Here is a 14624-nt window from a genome sequence, read left to right as displayed (position 1 = left end):
CGGTATATCCGGCTCGCGCTCCCCGGATACGTGTATGCGAGACAAGTTCGCCGACACGACAGCATCCCGACGCGACTACCTGAAGGCGGCCGGCGCGCTCGGCGCGGCCGGCCTCGCTGGCCTCGCGGGCTGTACCGGTGGCAGCGGGTCGAGTACGGGTACGCTGTCCACGACGGTGAAAGACGCACCCGGCGACATCGCCGACTTCGAGACGTGCGTGGTCACCATCGAGGGCATCTGGCTGAAGGACAGTGAGAGCGGGGACGCCGCGGACGCGACGGCGACAGAAGACGAGACGGAGACCGACGACGCCGGGTCGGACGCCACCACGGCGGTAGTCGAGGAGCAGGACGCCGAGGACGTCGACGAGAGCGACGGCCGCGAGTACCACGAGTTCGACGAGGCCCAGGAGGCCGACCTCGTGGAGTTGCAGGACGGCGACAGCGCGCTCGTCGACGACCGCGAGGTCGAGACGGGGAGCTACGCGTTCCTCCAGCTGGACGTTTCGGGCGTCTCGGCGCCGCTCGCGGACGGCGGCGGCGACGCCGACGTCGGCACGCCCGGGAACGCGCCGCTCCAGTTCAAGGAGCCGTTCGAGGTGCGCGAGGACCAGCGCACGAGCTTCGTCGCGGACTTCACGCCGGTCAAGCGCGGCCAGACCGGGTCGTACCTCCTGCAGCCGGTCGCCTCCGGCACCGAAGTCACCTACGAGGACGTCACGACAAGCGAGGAGTGACGCGGGCAGCCTGCGGACGGCGAGCATCGAAGCTGCAGCGGAGGGGGTCTCCCAGCAGCCGCCTCAGATGGGGGAGTTCAGCGTCCCGAAGTACACCTGCCACGCCAGCAGGGACTTCGCGACGAGGCTCAACGCGACGTACGCCTTCTCGCCGAAGAGGTAGTCGCTCCACCGCCAGGTCTCCCGGTACTGCAACGCCATGTTCACCGCGAAGAGGTTGAAGAACGCGAAGATGGAGACGTAGATGTAGATGACGAACTCGGGGAACTCGCCGGCGGCGGCGGTCACCGTCCCGACGAACGTCACCGCGATGACGACCCAGGGAATCAGGCCGGCGAACGTGCCCACCCAGTACGGCGTCCAGTCGGTCGTCTCGGTGGTCTCGTTGCGCTGCTCCATCAACAGCCCGCAGAGGTTCATCACCGCGACCAGTCCGAACAGCGCCAGCAACGTCCCGAGGTCCCAGACGCCCGCCAGCATCCCGATGACGACGATCATCAGCGACGCGCTCACCGAGTACTCGTACCACCGGTAGGGGTTCATCCCGCGCTCGAGGTACGCGACGTACTGCTCGTACCGGGCGGTGGCGATGACGGCGTGTGCGAGCGCGGAGACGAAGAGGAACCCCGCGACCAGCAGCGGGAGCGTCACGTCCACCCAGGGCACGCTCACCGGCGCGATGGACTCCGTCGCGACGTCGAACTCGTAGCGCGTCCGCGTAATCGGCCACCGCACGTCTTCGGCCAGCCACACCATCAGCGCGCCCTGCACGAAGTGCAGGACCGCCATCACCGCGTTCCACCGACGGAGGCGGCGATAGCGAGGGGCGTCGCTGGGTGGCGTGGCGCCAGTTGCTGTCTGTGACCCGGTGACCGAATCGGCGGTCGGCGTCTCTGACGCTGGCATACAGGTGTGACGACGCGAGCCACCAAGTAGGAAGGGGGCACGGACGACGGTCGACTGGAGTGCAGTGGGCAGCCAGAGAGAGTGAGACTGCCAGCACCAGCGGTCCGCCAGTTGCGTGTGCGCGAAAAGTCGGCCTCGGCACTCACGACTCACAATCTATCCAGAGAGAATAGGTTTAGAACGGCTATAGACGCCGCTCAATCCGAAATTCGCCCACTCTCTCTCTTACTACTCTTCGAGCGGCAGATCCGGAACTGGGACGGCGCCGTCGAGAAAAGGTGGTCGTCGACGCGGTCCCCAACGCGCGTCGCCGTTCTCCCTACAGTGCGTCGAGGATGTTGAGGTAGCCGCTGCCGTAGAACGCCTTGTCGTAGCCGTCGGGCACGTCGGCCGCGTTCTTGAGTGCGGCCTCCACCTGGTTGGCGTTGTAGTCCGGGTTCGCGCTCTTGACCAGCGCGGCGGCGCCGGCGACGTTCGGCGCGGCCATCGAGGTGCCGGCCTTCCAGCCGTAGCCGGGGACCTGTGTATCGGGTTCGCCGTCGCCGTCGGTGTCCTCGTAGCTGAACACCGTGTTGAACACGAGGTCGTTGAACCACGGGACGTCAGTGCCGATGGCGGCTGGGTCGGCGTCGCCGCCCGGCGCGCCGAGCGTGACGGCGTTCGTGCCGTAGTTCGTGTAGAACGCCGGGCTCTCCGGCGGGTCGGCGAGGTCCGTCGCATCGCCGTCGCCGTCGGCGTCCCAGCCGTACCCGATGGGTCCGGTCGCCGACACCGAGAGCGCCTGTGCACCCTCGTTCGGCAGGCTGACGAAGTTCCTGTCGTGCTGGAGGTCGGCGCTGTCGTTGCCGGCCGCGATGACGAGCAGAGTCCCCTCCTTGTTCGCGTACGTCATCGCGCTGTTGAGGACCTTGCCGTAGAACTGGCCGTTAGTCTGCCGCGGAACCGGGTACGCCCCCAGCGAGAGGTTCGCCACGTCGGCGTCGACGTTCGCGCTGTAGACCACGGCCGCGAGGATGTCCGCGAACGACGCGCCGCCGCCCTCGGAGAACACCCGGCAATCGACGAGGTCGGTCTCCGGCGCAGTGCCGTTGACGCCGATACCGCCCCCGTTGTCCGCCGCGACGATGCCGGCGACGTGGGTGCCGTGGTCGTCGCCGCCGACGGGGTTGTGGTCACCGCCGTCGTCGGTGAAGTTCCGCGAGAGGTCGACGTTCAGTGGGCCCGCGAGGTCGGGGTGCGTCTCCAGCACACCGGAGTCGATGACGGCGACGCGCGTGCCCTCGCCCTCTGTGGTCTCGTGGGCCGCTGGCACGTCCAGGTCGGCCTTGTCCCACTGCAGGAAGTCCCCGGGCTGGCCCTCGTACTCCGAGGCGTCGAACGAAGGGACGTCCGCGTTCGTCGCCGGCTCGTTCAGTTCGAGCTCGATGTCCGGCGCGAACTCGCGCACGCCCTTCGCCGCCTGCAACGCGCTCTCGTCCCCGGTTACGACGGCCAGATTGGTCCCCGGCATCTCGTGGACGACGTCGACGCCGTCGGGGAGCCCGCGCCCCCTGGTCTGGACGATGTACCGGTCCGTCGACGTCGCCGCCGTGACCGTGGTTCCGGCCGCAATCCCGCCGAGCAGTGCGCCGCTCACCTTGAGAACCTCTCGTCTGGTACTGCGTACCATGTTGTTACATGATTGCTATATTATCATAATAGTTTAGGGTGGATTTCCCGTCCACCGGCAGAACGGGCCCCAGGCCGAGGCAATCGCCACGTGTAGCGCTCGGGAGTCACGACGAGTCGCGTCCGGTGAATAGCGAACCACGTCTGTGAGATACCGTCGAACGGGAACGGATCGGCAGTTGGCCTCGGCACTCATAGGGCTCGTCGTCCCGCAGGAGCCACCCCGGGTCGGCCCGGTTGCGTCGTCATCGGCCGTCCGGGGCTACGGGCAGTAGCGAAAAGACGCTGGCGGTCAGTCGTCGTCGCCGGCGTCAGTCGCGGCCGGCGTCTCCATCGGGTCCGGCATCGACGCCGAGGAGCCGGTGGCCGTCGCAGTGACGAGACGGTCGACGGCGTCCGCGCCGAGCGCGGCGAACGCGACGAACGCTACCTTCGAGATGAAGTCGAGGTAGACAACGACGATGGTGTACATCTCCGTCTGGAGGATGCCGACGCCGGCGGGCGCGAGCATCCAGACGACGGGGTACAGCGTCCAGAGCACGACCGTGATGTTGCGCAGCGTCACGAACAGCGACCAGACGCGCGGGTCGGGGTCGTCGCCCAGAGCGCGCGGCAGCGTCCGCAGCAGGCCGTACAGCAACACGACGTAGCCGACGGCGCCGGCGGCGAAGAACAGCCAGCGCTGGGACCCGGGGTTGAGTGCGGCGGCGATGCCGGCGCCGATGACGAACACGTCGGCGAGCAGCAGCCAGACGTAGGTCCGGCGGGACGGCTTCGCGAGCATCGCGAGGTACAGCACGATGAGCGGCGTCGTCACCAGCCAGTCGACGTACCGCGCGATGTACACCGTGTGCTCGCCGACGGTCGTCGCCGTCAGACCGAGCCCCATGGTTGCGTACGCGATGGCGGCGAGCCCCGTGATGCCCGCCAGCACGAGGTCGTAGCGGCGATGCGACGGGTAGCGGATCATGTCCCGGAGCGGCAGCAGCGTGCCGGCGATCATGCCGACCGTACCGACCCAGAACCACGTCTCGAGTGCCATGTCAGTTCACCTCCTCGTCGCCGCCGCGCGCGTCGAAGTCCGCGAGCAGGTCGTCGAGGGTCGCGGCGCGCTCCGCGAGGTCGGCGGCGGCGTCCCCGACCGTCGAGAGCGTCTCGGTCTGTTCGTCGGCCGACTCGGCGACGTCGGTCGCCTGGGCGGCCGTCTCCTCGCTGATACCGGCGACCTCGTCGACGGCGCCGGCCACCCGGGAGGCGGCTTCGGCCTGCCGGTCGGTCGCGTCCCGGATCTCGCCCGCTGCGGAGTCCGTCTCGGCGACGAACTCCACGACGTCGTCCAGCGCGGTCGCGGCGTCTCCCACGGTCGTCCGGCCGTCGGCGACGTTCTCGCTGGTGTCGCGCATCTCGTCTGCGACGTCGCTGACCTGGCCCTGGAGGTCGAGGAGTCGTTCCTCGATGTCCTCGGCTGCGTCCCGCGACTCCTCGGCGAGGCCCTTGACCTCGTCGGCGACCACGGCGAACCCGTCGCCGTCGGCGCCCGTGCGAGCGGCCTCGATGGACGCGTTCAGCGCCAGCATGTTCGTCTGCTCGGCGATGTCGGCGATGACGTCGACGATCTCCCCGATGTCCTCCATCTCGCTGTCGAGGGCGTCCATCGCGTCGGCGGCCGCCTCGGCGTCGTCGGCGACGTCGTCCATCGTCGCGACCGCTTCGTCGGTCGCCTCGCGGCCGTCCTCGACCGCGTCGGCGGCCTGCCCGGCGGTGTCGGCAAGCGACGCCACGGTCTTCGCGACCTCCTCGGCGCTGGCGGAGAGGTCGTCGACCTCGCCCGCGACCTCGTGGAGCCGGTCGGTCTGCTCGGTAGCGCCGTCCGAGATCTCGTCGACGGCCGTGGAGACGTCGGAGCCGGCGTCCATCGCGTCGGTGGCGCCGCCTTCGACGCGGACGGCGGCGTCGGAGACGTGGTCGGCGAACGCGGACGCCGCGGCGACGCTCGTCTCGATGTCGTCGAGCATCTGGTTGACCGCGCGGCCGACGCGCGCCATCGCGTCGTGGTCGCGGTCGGCGTCCACGCGACGCGTCAGGTCGCCGTCCGCGACGGCCGTCAGCGCGTCCTCGTAGTCGGTCGCCGCGGCCTCGAGCTCGCGGGCGGTCTCCTGGGCCTCGCGGCGGGCTTCCTCGGCGCTCTCGCGCGCCTGTTCGGCCTCCTGTCGCTGCTGTTCGGCCTCCGCGCGAGCCTGCTGGGCTTCGGCCTCGGCGGTCTCGGCTTCGGACAGCGACGTCGACAGAGAGTCCCGCATCTCCCGGAAGGAGCCAGCGAGCGTCCCGAATTCGTCGCTCCGGCCGGTGTCGATGTCCGCGTCGAGGTTCCCCTCGGCCATCTCGTCGGCGCGCCGCGAGAGGTGCTGGAGAGACGTGACGGTCGTCGACCCGACCGTCACGCCGACCAGCGAGAGGCTCACGACCGTGATGAGCACGAGCCCCATCAGGCTGGACGCGACGAAGTCACCGAGCGCGAACGCCTCGCTCTGCTGCGCGTGCACCATCACGGTCCACGGCGCGCCGTCGACGGGCGACGCCGCCATCACCATGCCGTCGTGTTGCATGAACGTCGACTCGGACAGCGACTGCTCGAGCATCCCCTCGGCGCCGTCGTGCTCGGTCAGCACCCGCGACTGGTCCGGGTGCGCGACGTACGTCCCGTCCTCGGCGACGACGACGGTGCTGCTCCCGTCGACTGCCTGGTCGAAGTCGGCGGTGAGCTCGTTGACGTTCACCATGTAGATGAGGAACTTGCCCTCGGCGCCCTCGATCGGCGAGACGACCGAGAGCACCGGGAAGTCCGCGACCGGCACCGTGAACGGCTTCGTGACCGCGACGTCGTCGGCGCCGTCGAACGTCGGCGGGTCGGTGGCGAACGGCGCGCCCTGCTCGGCGGGGTTCACGCCGGCGAAGTCGTCGTTCGAGCTGATTTCGATGGTCGTCGACGGGCCGTCGTAGTAGTGGGCGGCGACGACGCCGTCTGGTAGTTCGTCGCTGCCGGCGAGCCTGTCGAGGGACGCTTCGACCTCGGCCTCGTCGCCGGAGGCGAGGGCCGGCTGACTGGACGCCAGCATTGTCTGTCCGCGAACGTTCGAGAGCCAGGCGTCGAGGTGGTCCGCTCGGGCGTCCGCCGACCCGGTCAGGTCGGCGCGGACGTCGCCCTCGAGCTGGTCGGTGGTCTGCTGGTAGACCAGCGCGCCGACGCCGACAGAGAGCGCGACGACGACGACCAGAGCGAGGGCGAGCTTCGTCCCGTAGCTCCCCCGTACGCGTGTGAGTAATCCGGACCCCATGTAGAACCGACGTACGGCACCCCCCTTAAAAAGGGTTCGCACCCGATTTTCACCAGTGATACCGCTATCGGCGGCGCCTACCGGACCCTCAGAGCCCAGTCGGGTGCGAGAGGAACCGCGTCTCGACGTCCCAGTCGACGGCGACGTCTCGGAGCGCTCGCACGCCGAACGTCTCCGTAGCGTAGTGGCCGGCGAGGAACACGGACACGCCGGCCTCCCGGGCCTCGTGGTAGAGCTTGCCCTTGCCCTCGCCCGTGACGAACGCGTCGACGCCGGCGGCCTCGGCCTCCCGCAGCCAGTCGGCGCCGTTGCCCGTGAGCACGGCGACATCCGACAGCTCGTCCGGTCCGAAGTCCAGCACCGGCACCGGCCGGCCCGCCGTGTCCAGTTCCGCCTGCAGCGTCGACGACAGCTCGTCGCCGGTCGTCGGCTCCCGGAACGTCCCCCGGACGCCGAGGTGTTCGCCCGCGTGCTCGCCGAACGGCGCGCGGTCCGCCACGCCGAGGGCGTCCGCGAGCTGCGCCGCGTTCCCGAGCTCCGGATGCCCGTCCAGCGGCAGGTGGGCGCTGTACAGCGCGCAGTCGCCGTCGACGAGCCGCCCGACCCGGTCGTACTCGCGGCCCGTGACCGAGTCGAGGCCGCCCCAGACGACGCCGTGGTGGGTGACGAGCAGGTCTGCGCCCCACTCGACGGCGGCGTCGATGGTCTCGACGACGGCGTCCACGGCGAACGCGACCCGGTCGACCGCCCGGTCGGCCGGCCCGACCTGGAGGCCGTTCGTCGCCGCGTCCTCGTAGTCGTCGACGCGAAGCCGCTCGTCGTACTGCTGGGCGATGTCGGAGACGTCCATACGAGAACGAGAGACCGCCGCCCCCTTCTAGGCGTCGGCGGGAGAGCGCTGGGAGCCGGTAGCAGCCGGGCGGCGCCTGCGGTCAGGCAGTGGCGTGGTGGTAGACGAACTCCCGGAGGAGTTTCGCCGCGAGCGTCGCCGCCTGCCCGTCGTCGCGGTCGTTCACCTCGACGACGTCGAACCCGACGGCCTGGGGCGCCACCGCGCGGACGGCGTCCCGCAGCTCCCGGGGCTGGAGGCCGAACGGTTCGAGAGTGCCGGTGCCGGGCGCGAATCCGGGGTCGGCGGCGTCGATATCCACGCTCAGGTAGACGTCGGTGTCGTCGTCGAATTCGGGCGTCCAGTCCGCGGCGTTCTCGGGCGCCACGACGGTCACGTCGCCCTCGCTGGCGCGCTCCCACTCGTGCTCGTTGCCCGACCGCGCGCCCACGACGACTGCTTCGTCGGCGACGTCGAGGGCGTGCCGGGTGACCGTCGAGTGACTCAGGGGGTCGCCGTCGAGGTCCTCCCGGAGGTCGAGATGGGCGTCGAGCGCCACGAACACGTCCGGGTCGAGCGCGCGAACCGCCGCAACCGAGACGGTGTGCTCGCCGCCGACGAGCAGCGGCACGGCATCGTTCCAGTGGACGTCAGTGACGACGCCCTCGAGGTACTCGAGGTACTCCGCGGCGTCGTTCCACGCACGCACGTCACCGTAGTCGGCCACAGCGTGTTCGGAGAAGTGCGTGCGCGTCGCCGGGTCGTAGTCTTCGAAGGTCCCGGCGTGTGTGCGGACTTCACCGGGGCCGAACCGCGTCCCCGGCTGGAAGGAGGTAGAGACGTCGAGTGGCGCGCCCACGACCACGTAGTCGGCGGCCGACCCCGGGTCCGCCGAGTCGGCGTCGCGGGCGCCGGGGAACATCGATCAGTCCCGGAGGATCTTCCGCTGGCCCTCGAACTCGAGGAACTCGATGTTCTCGTCGGCCTGGATGTCGAGTTCGGCGGGGATCTGCATCGTCACCGTCTCGTACGTGTCGAGGTCCATGACCTGCGCGACGGTCTCGGACTCCTTCGAGACGATCTGGCCCTGCTTGCGGTCGACGATCGGGACGTAGATCTTCTGGTCGACCGGCTGGCTGAGCGACCGCTTCTTGCCGTCGAAGACGCCCTCGGCCTCGATTCGGGCCTTCGCACTGCCGTGTTTGCCGGGCTTCGCGGTGCTGTACGCGTTGATCTGGCAGGCGGCGTCCTCCATCATCACGTAGTTGCCTTCCTGCAGGTCACGCACTTCCTTCTGCTCTTTCGCCATGCTCCCGGATTCTCGCCTACGTAGTATAAACCTCTTGGAACGGACTCGGCGCTAGAGCACGGCTCCCACGCGTTCCAGCCCCTCGCGGAGCTCCCCGGTCGGCAGTCCGAATCCGAGCCGGAACGTTCCCTCGACCCCGAAGCAGGCCCCCGGTGCGAGCACGACCGACGCCTCGTCGACGACCGCCCGGCAGAACGCCCGCGAGTCGTCGAAGCCATCGGGAACGTCGAGCAGGACGTTGCAGCCCACGGGGTCGTCCCAGCCGAGACCGTGCTCGTCGGCCCACTCCGCAGTAATCTCGGCGTTCGTCGCGACGTGGTCCAGTGCCGCCTGCCGGAGCTCGCCCGCCCGAGACTCGAAGTCACCGACACCGAACACCTGCTCGGCGACGTGGTGGCCGAACTTCCCGGGGGAGATGGTCGTGTAGTCTTTCCACGCCTCGACGTCCTCGACCACGTCCTCGGCGCCGGCGAGCCAGCCGAAGCGGCAGCCGGCCAGCCCGTAGGACTTCGACAGCCCGGCGGTGCTGATGCCGTGCTCGCCGAGGCTCGCCACGGCGGGCGTGGGGTCCGGGCAGAGCTGTCGGTAGACCTCGTCGCCGAGCAGGTAGGCGTCGGCGTCCGCCGCGAGGTCGTAGACCGCTTCGACGGTCGCCGCGTCGTGCTGGCGGCCCGTCGGGTTGTTCGGGTTGTTCAGCACGACGAGGTCGGTGTCCGGCCGGATTGCGTCGGCGACGGCGTCGACGTTCAGCGTCCAGTCCGGCGCCTGGAGTTCGACCCGCGTCACGTCGCAGATTGCGTCGGGAATCGCGTGCAGGCTCTCGTAGGTCGGCGTGACGACGACGGCGTGGCTGTCGGCCGACAACAGCGACTGGAACGCGAGGAAGTTCGCCTCTTGGGTCCCCACCGTGGTCACCACCTCGTCGGCCGAGCGGCCGTAGCGCTCGCCGATGGCCGCCCGCAGAGCCGGCTCGCCGTTCGTCGGAATTACGTACCCCAGTTCTCCGGGGTCGGTGTCGAAGTCGCTCGCCGGCAGGCTGCGCACGCCGCTCTCCGCGAGCATCACGTCCGCGCCGGCCTCGACCTCGGCGAACCACCGCTCTAGCTCGAAGGTGGGAGCGTCCATACGCCGGGTTCGCGCCCGGTCGGGATAACTCGGACGCCGCCGGCAGTCCGGGTGCCACTGTCGACGACGGCCAGTCCCCCAGCTACACGTGCTCTTTCGGCAGCAGGTCCTCGAACGCCTGGGCGTCGAGCCACTCGCAGAGCTGGACGAGCTGGTCGCTGGCGGCCTCGAACAGCTGCTCGCCCTTCTCGGCGGTGGCGTCGGTCTGGTCGCCGAGCACGCCGTTGTCCGTGTTGTCGATGGCGTCGTAGAAGGTCCGGGCGCCGTGCTTGACGGTGTCGGCGTCCGCCACGCTGGCCACGCCGCCGTCTCTCGCTTCTTCGAGGCGGTCGTCGTGGACGTGCTCGCCGTCGAGGTACTGCATCATCGACGTCTCCTTCGGGCCGCCGTGCGGGCCGTTCTGCGCGAAGAGGTCGTCGACGAGCTCCGGGATGGACTCGTCCCACATCCACTCGACGGCGTAGAGGGTGCCGTCGTCCCGCAGCCGCCGCCCGACCTCGCGGAGGTGCTGGACGTTCCCCCCGTGGGCGTTCACGTACACGACGCGGTCGACGCCGTGGGACGCGAGGTTCCGCGTGAACGACTCCACGTAGTCCCGGAACTCTGGCGGGTCGACCGACATCGTCCCCGGGAACTGGCGGTGGTGAGGACTGACGCCGACGTTGACGGTCGGCGTGCAGAGGAAGCCGGTGCGGTCGGCGGCTTCGCGGGCGAACGCCTCGGCGATGCGGTGGTCGGTGGACTCCGGCAGGTGGGGGCCGTGCTGCTCGGTCGACCCCAGCGGCACGAGCGCCAGCGACTCCTCGGCGAAGTACTCACCAAGTTCGGGCCACGCTTCGTCGGCGAGGTACATGGGTCACTGGCGGGCCCCGTCGGGCAAGAATCCAGCGCTACCGGCGGTGTCGGCGGCGCCGGTCACTCCGGGCCGCCCTCTCGCTCCCGGAGGTTCTGGCGCGTGAACTGCGGGCTCGCCTGCAGACTCTTCTTCTCGCGGAACGACCGGTACAGCGCCAGCGCGATAGAAGTCGTGAACGCCGCCGACACGCCAGTGGCCGCGAGGTCCGCGGACACGTAGAGGAACGCCGTCGTCGGCACGCTCGTCGCCAGCACCAGCCCGAGCACGACCCGACGGCCCAGCTTGTCGATGACGTGGTTGCTGTCCTCGAGGTCCGCCCGCACGTGGAGGTCCTCGCGCTCCACTCTGTCCAGCGCGCTCTCCAGTTTCGGCGGCACCCGGACGGCCGACGTCGCCGCCGCCTGGAAGTCCTCGGCGGTCCCCTGCACGAACTGCCGGATGGACTCCTCGCGGTACCCCTGCTCCGTGAGGTAGTCCGTCGCGACCGTGATGAAGTCGAAGTCCGGGTCGAGGGTGACACAGACGCCCTCGACGACCGTCGCGACGCGCAACACGAGCGCGAGGTTCGGGGGCAGCCGCAGCGGGAACTCGTAGATGGTGTCCTCGACTTTGCCGATGATCTGCTGGACGCGGTACGTCTCGATGTCCTCGCCGCGGGCGTCCTGGATGGCCAGCTCCATCACGTCCGCCATCACTGCGCGGTCGGCCTCCGGGGACAGCGTCCCCATCTCGATGAGCGCGTCCAGAATCCCGTCGATGTCCTGGTTCGCCACGCCGATGTAGAAGTCCACGATCTTGTCCTGGATGAACGAGTCCACGCGGCCGCTCATCCCGAAGTCGTAGAACACGATGCTGCCGTCGTCCTGCACGGCGAGGTTCCCCGGGTGCGGGTCCGCGTGGAACACGCCGTCCTCGATGATCATCTGGAGGTACGCCCGTTCGAGGGTCTCGGCGACCTCCGAGCGGTCGATGTCGCGTTCCTCGAGCTCCGAGACGTTCGAGATCTTCGTCCCGGCGATGTACTGCATCGTGAGCACGCGAGCGTCCGAGTAGTCCTCGTACACGCGGGGAATCACGATGTCGGAATTGTCGGCGAAGTTCCCTCGAATCTCCTGGAGCATCCGGCCCTCGCGGGCGTAGTCCATCTCCTCCCGGATGGTCTTCGAGAACTCGTCGGCGAGGTTCCCGAGGCTGAACGCCTGGCCTTCGCCGACGAACCGCACGACGATGGGTATCGACCACCGGATGACCCGGAGGTCCGCCTCCACGAGCTCCTCGATGCCCGGCCGCCGGATCTTCACGGCGACCGGTTCGCCGTCGACCTCGGCCGTGTACACCTGGCCGAGGCTCGCGCCGCTGATGGACTCCCGGTCGAAGTCGTCGAACACCTCGTCGACCGGCCCGAGTTCGTCCTCGATGACCGTCTTCGCCTCGTCCCAGTCCGCCGGTGGCACGCGGTCCTGGAGCTCCGTCAGCACCTCGATGTACTCCGGCGGCAGCACGTCGGGGCGCGTCGACAGCAGCTGCCCGAGCTTGATGAACGTCGGGCCGAGCGTCAGCAGTGACTCGAGCAGGATCTGCGCGCGCTCCCGGCGGACGTCAGTGGTGACGCTGCGGCTCCCGCCGAACAGCAGGAAGCGACGCCGGTCACGCGCCCACCCCCACAGCAGCGGGAGGAACTGCCAGACGACGACGACGAACCGCCGGTACGACCTGAGTACCGCCACCGGTCACCCCTCGACCGGCACGCGCTTCCCGGGGCCGCTGTGCTTCGGGAGTCGCACTTCCAGGACGCCGTCGGCGACCGACGCTTCCGCGCCGTCGTCTGTGGCGTCCATCGGGAGCGGCAACTCGATGTCGAGGAACAGCGACCGGTCCTCTCGGCGGTAGTCGAAACCGTCCGGAACCGACTTCCGGCGGTGGGCGTCGACGACGACCGATCGCCCGGTCACGCGCACGTCCACGTCGGCGGGCGTGACGCCGGCGACGTCGACGACGTACAGGTAGGCGTCGTCACGCTCGTGGACGTCGACGAACACGGCGTCGGGCAAGTTCCCCAGCGCTTCGCGCAAGCGGGACATGTACCGCCAGTTGGGACGGCGGAGCGTTAAAGCCGGTGGTCCCGGCACGGGCCGCCGTCCGTGACCCGGCGAGGGCCGGGGCGGCGGTCAGCGGTGAGATACAGCGGAAGGGGTGGAACGTGGAGTGGGAGAGATGCGGGAAGGAGTGTGGCGTGCCCGCGGACCCACCGGAGAGACGAGGCCGCGCGCCCGCTCGGAGCCCGGTGACGCGCGGCCCGGTAGTCGGCGGCTGGAGGGGAGCAGCCCCGACCGGATGCGCCCGTAGCCCTGTGCCCTGACAGGCGGCGAGTCGTTCGCCGCCGAATCAGTCGAGGACCGCCAGGGTATTGAACGGCCGACTCCCTGACGCCGGATTCACCCCGATTAACGCCAGTTAGCGGGAGACCCCGCCGTCGAAGAGGCCGTCGAAGGAGGTGACGCGGTGGTCGCCGAGCACGCACTGGCCCCGCTTCGCGGGGTCGTGGCGCTCGACGTGGACGGCGTCCAGCCCGGCGTTCTTCGCGGCGCCGACGTCGCTGGCTGCGTCGCCCGCGTACACGCCGCGAGCGCCGGGGGCGGCGCCGACGTCGGCGAGCGCGAGTTCGATGGGGCGCGGGTCGGGCTTCCAGCCGGTGTCGTCGTCACAGCACAGGACGACGTCGAACCAGTCGCCGACGTCGAGGTGGTCGATGATGGGGTCGGCGAGGAACTCCGCGCAGTGCGTGACGACGCCGGTCGGCTCGTCGAGGTCGGCGACGCGAGCGGCGTCGTCGTAGAGGTAGGTGGCTTCGGCGCGCTCGGTCGGGTCTTCGACGGCGTGGAACGCCGGCCAGAACGACTCGGGGTCGACGCCCCAGTTCCGGAGGTGGACGTCGCGGCTGCCGCCGAGGCCGTGCCAGAGGATTTCGGCCTCGCGGTCGGCGAACTCGCGGCCGAGCCGGTCGCCGACCCGGTCGAACACCTCCCGGGTGTAGGCCCACTCGGTGTCCACGAGCGTCCCGTCGAAGTCGAACAGCCAGACGTCGTAGTCGGCGGGCGGGGACATGGGGGAACGACGAGTAAGGGCGGGTCGGGCAAGAATTTTGCGGGGTTAGCCGGTGACTTCCACGGAGCTCCCGAGGTACTTCGAGAGCACTTCGTCGACGCCGTCGGCGTTGAACGCCGCGAGGTCGTCGCCGATGGCCGACTTGAGCGCGTCGTAGTACTCGCGGTCGGTCTCCAGCGCGCGGTATTCGACGGACTCGACCGGGACCCCGAGAGCGTCCGCCGTCAGCTCCCGGAACCCCTCCGGGTCCGCGAGGTCGCCCCGCCAGAGGTTGTCCCGGAAGAACAGCCAGCCCGGCTCCCCGGGCTCGTCGGCAGGCCGGCGGAGCCGCGTCTCGAACGCCGCCGGGCTCACCGACACACCCATCCCGGGGTCGAGCCGGAACCGCACCGCGAACACGTACGCCGCCTCCATCGCCTACCGGAGCGCGTCGGTTCGCTCGGCCATCTCGACGTCCTGCTCGGTGACGCCCCCGGCCTCGTGGTTCGTGAACCGCACTTCGACCTCGTCGTACCGGACCCGGATCTCGGGGTGGTGGAACTGTTCGTCGGCGAGTTCCCCGACCTCGGACGCGAACGCCACGCCCGTCAGGTAGTCGTCGAACTCGTAGACGCGGACGATCTCCTCGCCGTCCAGCGACCAGTGTTCGGGCAGCCGGGACTCGATGGTGTCGTCGTCCAGAACCTCGGACATACTACGGGCGAGGGCGGCCAGCCTCATAATCCTAGTCGCCAGCCACCCCACGGCAGCCCGCT

The 14624-nt window shown here is 69.6% G+C and carries 14 protein-coding genes and 1 pseudogene; 1 reads left to right on the top strand and 14 read right to left on the bottom strand.

The features are described from left to right. Positions 1-34: 34 nt before the first annotated feature. Positions 35-736: a DUF4382 domain-containing protein gene (locus tag LT971_RS04240; protein ID WP_237005607.1), complete on the top strand. Its 702-nt coding sequence runs from the start codon at positions 35-37 to the stop codon at positions 734-736. Between the two features lie 63 nt (positions 737-799). Here LT971_RS04240 and heR read toward each other — a convergent pair whose 3' ends face one another. The 14 genes and pseudogenes from heR to LT971_RS04170 all read right to left on the bottom strand — a co-directional run bounded on the left by heR (position 800) and on the right by LT971_RS04170 (position 14562). Next, a complete protein-coding gene (gene heR / locus LT971_RS04235; protein ID WP_272904605.1) occupies positions 800-1642 on the bottom strand; it encodes a heliorhodopsin HeR in 843 nt (280 codons plus the stop codon). Positions 1643-1961: 319 nt separating this feature from the next. Next, entirely contained in the window at positions 1962-3311 is a 1350-nt protein-coding gene (locus LT971_RS04230) for a S8 family serine peptidase (protein ID WP_237005605.1), read from the bottom strand. A gap of 310 nt (positions 3312-3621) precedes the next feature. Beyond that, a pseudogene (gene sop2, locus LT971_RS04225) lies at positions 3622-4352 on the bottom strand (sensory rhodopsin II). 1 nt (position 4353) lies between these two features. Beyond that, positions 4354-6645, bottom strand: a complete 2292-nt coding sequence (locus tag LT971_RS04220; protein WP_237005603.1) for a methyl-accepting chemotaxis protein — start codon at positions 6643-6645, stop codon at positions 4354-4356. A gap of 88 nt (positions 6646-6733) precedes the next feature. Beyond that, on the bottom strand, positions 6734-7495 hold the full coding sequence (locus LT971_RS04215; RefSeq protein WP_237005602.1) for a Nif3-like dinuclear metal center hexameric protein: 762 nt from the start codon (positions 7493-7495) through the stop codon (positions 6734-6736). Between the two features lie 82 nt (positions 7496-7577). After that, positions 7578-8396: an agmatinase gene (gene speB, locus LT971_RS04210; protein ID WP_237005601.1), complete on the bottom strand. Its 819-nt coding sequence runs from the start codon at positions 8394-8396 to the stop codon at positions 7578-7580. A 3-nt stretch (positions 8397-8399) separates the two neighbouring features. Next, on the bottom strand, positions 8400-8783 hold the full coding sequence (locus LT971_RS04205) for a translation initiation factor IF-5A (RefSeq protein ID WP_237005600.1): 384 nt from the start codon (positions 8781-8783) through the stop codon (positions 8400-8402). A gap of 51 nt (positions 8784-8834) precedes the next feature. Then, entirely contained in the window at positions 8835-9908 is a 1074-nt protein-coding gene (locus LT971_RS04200; protein ID WP_237005599.1) for an aminotransferase class I/II-fold pyridoxal phosphate-dependent enzyme, read from the bottom strand. A gap of 82 nt (positions 9909-9990) precedes the next feature. Further along, a complete protein-coding gene (locus LT971_RS04195; RefSeq protein WP_237005598.1) occupies positions 9991-10761 on the bottom strand; it encodes a creatininase family protein in 771 nt (256 codons plus the stop codon). A 62-nt stretch (positions 10762-10823) separates the two neighbouring features. Continuing rightward, on the bottom strand, positions 10824-12491 hold the full coding sequence (locus tag LT971_RS04190) for an ABC1 kinase family protein (protein WP_237005597.1): 1668 nt from the start codon (positions 12489-12491) through the stop codon (positions 10824-10826). Positions 12492-12494: 3 nt separating this feature from the next. After that, positions 12495-12845, bottom strand: a complete 351-nt coding sequence (locus LT971_RS04185; RefSeq protein ID WP_237005596.1) for an Hsp20/alpha crystallin family protein — start codon at positions 12843-12845, stop codon at positions 12495-12497. A gap of 373 nt (positions 12846-13218) precedes the next feature. Continuing rightward, entirely contained in the window at positions 13219-13869 is a 651-nt protein-coding gene (locus LT971_RS04180; protein WP_237005595.1) for an HAD family hydrolase, read from the bottom strand. 45 nt (positions 13870-13914) lie between these two features. Continuing rightward, entirely contained in the window at positions 13915-14283 is a 369-nt protein-coding gene (lwrS, locus tag LT971_RS04175) for an LWR-salt protein (protein WP_237005594.1), read from the bottom strand. Between the two features lie 3 nt (positions 14284-14286). Then, a complete protein-coding gene (locus tag LT971_RS04170) occupies positions 14287-14562 on the bottom strand; it encodes a 4a-hydroxytetrahydrobiopterin dehydratase (protein ID WP_237005593.1) in 276 nt (91 codons plus the stop codon). Between the last annotated feature and the right edge of the window lie 62 nt (positions 14563-14624).

Origin of the sequence: Halobacterium rubrum (assembly GCF_021729015.1) — an archaeon.
In the GTDB taxonomy this organism is placed as follows: domain Archaea; phylum Halobacteriota; class Halobacteria; order Halobacteriales; family Halobacteriaceae; genus Halobacterium; species Halobacterium rubrum.
The sequence above is the reverse complement of the archived record's forward strand: the minus strand, read 5'-3'. Positions and strand labels throughout refer to the sequence as shown.